Origin of the sequence: Mesorhizobium sp. M7A.F.Ca.CA.002.15.2.1 (assembly GCF_003998715.1) — a bacterium.
GTDB lineage: Bacteria > Pseudomonadota > Alphaproteobacteria > Rhizobiales > Rhizobiaceae > Mesorhizobium > Mesorhizobium ciceri.
Map to the genome: position 1 here is coordinate 1 of NZ_RZPI01000639.1, position 3,169 is coordinate 3,169.

A 3,169-nucleotide genomic window follows, 5' to 3' on the forward strand; every position below is an offset into this window, starting at 1 on the left:
GTATAACCACCGTCGACGGAGAAGACCCCGCCGCTGGTCCAGGCCGCCTCGTCGCTAGCGAGGTACACTGCGATGCCCGCCAGATCGTCGGGGCGGCCGATTCTGCCAAGCGGATAGCTGCGCTCGACATAGGCTTTCAGCTCGGCCTTTGCCTCGGCCGGCAAATTGTCGACGGTCTTGCGTCGCATGGCGGTGTCGACAGTGCCCGGCGCGATGGCGTTGACGCGGATGCCGCGCGGGCCGAGTTCGAAGGCCAGCGATTTGGTCAGCGAGTTCAACGCGCCCTTTGACAGGGAATAGAGGCTCGACGGCCGCTTCGGGATCATCTTGTTGGCGAAATAGGACGAGACGTTGATCACCGACGCGCCGGCCGCCAGATGCGGCAGCAGACCCTGGGTGAGGAAGAACACCGCCGTCACATTGAGCGCGAAGGATTGCTGGAACTGCGCCTCGCTGACGGTCTCGAACGGCACCAGGAAAGCCACCCCGGCATTGTTGACGAGAATGTCGAGCGGCCTGCCGGATTCTTTGACGTGCTCGCCGACGGCCGCGATGCCGGCCGAGGTGGCAAGATCGGCCGACAGCGTCTCGATAGTGCCGCCGAGCTGCTTGGCGGCAGTGTCGAGCTTTTTGGTGTCACGGCCGACGATCAGGACGTCGGCGCCCTCGCGCGAAAAGGCCTCGGCGATCGCCAGGCCGATACCGTCCGACCCGCCGGTAACCAGCGCGCGCTTTTTGTGAAGTCTCATCGGATGCTCCGAGATTTCTGCGTCGTCGAGAGCACCGTATAGTGGCGGCCAAGGTCAAGCCGTCAGCCAATCCCACGGTATGAACTTCGACCGCCGCCACCCGGCAGGCCGGCCGAGGCTGGTTTAAGCGCCGGCGGTCGCAAGCTCCCCCAAAGCCAGCCGTCCCGCGACATAATTCTTGACCTGGCGGACAGCCTGTTCGCGCGACACGCTGCCCGGCTGCAGGCCGAGCCGCAACCAAAGCCCGTCGATCAGCGCGGTGACGCCAAGCGCGATGTCGTCGGCATCTCCGGGCGAGGCGAGGCCGCGCAGGCCCGACAACAGGTTCGAGCGCATGCGCGCATGGATCACCCTCTGGATACGAGCCATCTTCTCGTCGCGCGGCACCTCGGCGCAGAGCGACAGCCAGGCATGGCAGAGAGGCGGCTGGAACCGATGCTCCTCGAAATTGCCCTCGATCACCGCATCCATGCGCTCCATCGGAGTCTGCGCCCGGCGAAGCCGCGCGATCACCGCCTGGCACAGGACGGCGTTTGCCTCACGCATCGCGTGCTCGAACAATTCCTGCTTGTTGCGGAAATAGTGCAGCACGATGCCCTTGGAGGCACCGGCCTGCGCCGCCACCTTTTCCAGTGTCGCGCCGGCAATGCCCTCGCGCTCCAGCACCGCGAAGGCCGCCTGCCGCAATTCCTTGCGGCGGATCTCACTGAGACGCTTGAGTTTCACGGGATCGGTCCATGCATTTCGAATCCACGTTGACATCTTCGTCCGTTCAGATCAAGAATTGACCCATGGGACAATAAAAAGACCAATTGGTCAATTTTACGGACGAGGAGAACCGAAATGTTGCGCATCCTTGCAAATGGCGTCTGCCTTGCCGGCCTCATGTTGGCCACTCATGCGGCCCAGGCGGCCGAGGCCGAAGAGTGCAAGACGGTCCGCATGGCCGAACCCGGCTGGAACGACCTTGCCTTCACCACAGGAGTCGCAAATGTCCTGTTGGAGGCGCTTGGCTATCAGCCGCAAAGCCAGGTGCTCGGCATCAACGTCATCTACGAGGGCATGAAAAACAGGGACCTCGACCTGTTCCTGGGCTACTGGGACCCGGCCATGGTCACCTATTACGAGCCCTACAAGAAGGACGGCTCGGTCGAGAATGTGCGCGTCAATCTCGTAGGCGCCAAATACACATTCGCCGTGCCGACCTATGTCTGGGAAGCCGGCGTCAAGGACATTTCCGACCTGCACAAATTCGCCGACAAATTCGGCAAGAAAATGTACGGCATCGAGCCCGGTTCAAACCAGTTGATGATGGACGCTATCGCCGATCCCGCCTTTGGCCTGGACGGCTGGCAGGTGGTCGAATCGAGCGAAGCCGGCATGCTTTCCGAGGTCGGCTACGAGATCAAGGAGAAGCAGTTCATCGTCTTCCAGGGCTGGGCGCCGCACCCGATGAACATGATGTACGACTTCAAATATCTGACCGGCGGCGACAAGTTCTTCGGCCCGAATTTCGGCGCCGCGACGGTGACGACGCAGGTGCGCAAGGGCTATCTGCAGCAATGCCCGAACGTCGCACAGTTCTTGAAAAACCTCGCCTTCGACATCGATTTCGAGAATGTCGGCATGGGTTATCTGATCAATGACGGCATGAAGCCGGAGGACGGCGCGCTGAAGGCAATCACGGCCAACAAGAGCCGTCTCGATGCCTGGCTCGCCGGTGTCACCACCTTCGACGGCCAACCCGGCCTTGCCGCGGTCAAGGAAAAGCTCGGCCTGTGAGGGCGGCGGTGCTGAATGCCTGCGCGAACCAGGACGGCTGGGCCGGCCGCAAGCAGTTCGTCACTGTCGGCAATCTCGACATCGCCTATGTCGAGATAACAGGCGCCGAGCCGGCACTGCTGTCGGTGCACGGCTTCACCGACACCAGCCGCAGCTTTTCGCTTCTGGCGCCCTATCTGGCCGGCCGCCGTCTGATCATGCCGGATCTGCGCGGCCACGGCGCCTCGCAGGCCGGCAAAGGCTGCGGCATAGCCGATTTCGCCGACGATATTGCCGGGCTGATCCTACGCTTGCGGCTCGACCGGCCGCTCGTCGTCGGCCATTCGCTGGGCGCCATGGTGGCCATCGCATTGGCAGGGCGACACAGGGAGCTGATTGGCGGGCTGGTGGTGCTGGCCGGCACGCTAAAGCCCGATTTCGCGCCGGATCATCCGCTGGTCGCGGGCGTCGAGGCGCTGCGCGACCCGATATCGCCGGCCGATCCGTTCTACGCCTGGTGGCATGCCTGCAGTCCCGACGTGCCTCCAGCCTTTCTCGCCGGCTTGGCGAGAGACGCGTCGGCATTGCCGGCGCCGCGCTGGCGCGCGATTCTCGAGGAAATCCGCAGCGCCGATCTGAGCGATGCGGCGCGGGCCGTG

4 protein-coding genes are annotated in these 3,169 nt (G+C 63.5%); 2 read left to right on the forward strand and 2 right to left on the reverse strand.

Features of this window, described 5'->3' with window-relative positions:
* Positions 1 to 749 (reverse strand): SDR family oxidoreductase (locus ENZ74_RS26650; RefSeq protein WP_127313100.1); only part of this gene is annotated, 749 nt, incomplete at its 3' end.
* A 123-nt stretch (positions 750 to 872) separates the two neighbouring features.
* Positions 873 to 1,511: a transcriptional regulator BetI gene (gene betI, locus ENZ74_RS26655; RefSeq protein WP_127313101.1), complete on the reverse strand. Its 639-nt coding sequence runs from the start codon at positions 1,509 to 1,511 to the stop codon at positions 873 to 875.
* 81 nt (positions 1,512 to 1,592) lie between these two features.
* On the opposite strand from betI, the gene choX reads away from it, so the two are divergent.
* Both choX and ENZ74_RS26665 read left to right on the forward strand, forming a co-directional pair.
* Positions 1,593 to 2,531, forward strand: coding sequence for a choline ABC transporter substrate-binding protein (choX, locus tag ENZ74_RS26660; RefSeq protein ID WP_013532407.1), 939 nt, complete (start codon positions 1,593 to 1,595; stop codon positions 2,529 to 2,531).
* Positions 2,532 to 2,539: 8 nt separating this feature from the next.
* The coding region (locus ENZ74_RS26665) for an alpha/beta hydrolase (protein WP_164761235.1) at positions 2,540 to 3,169 on the forward strand (630 nt) is incomplete at its 3' end.

Coding starts and splice junctions, on each gene's coding strand:
- betI (WP_127313101.1), bottom strand. CDS start 1,511: ATGTCAACGTGGATTCGAAATGCATGGACCGATCCCGTGAAACTCAAG.
- choX (WP_013532407.1), top strand. CDS start 1,593: ATGTTGCGCATCCTTGCAAATGGCGTCTGCCTTGCCGGCCTCATGTTG.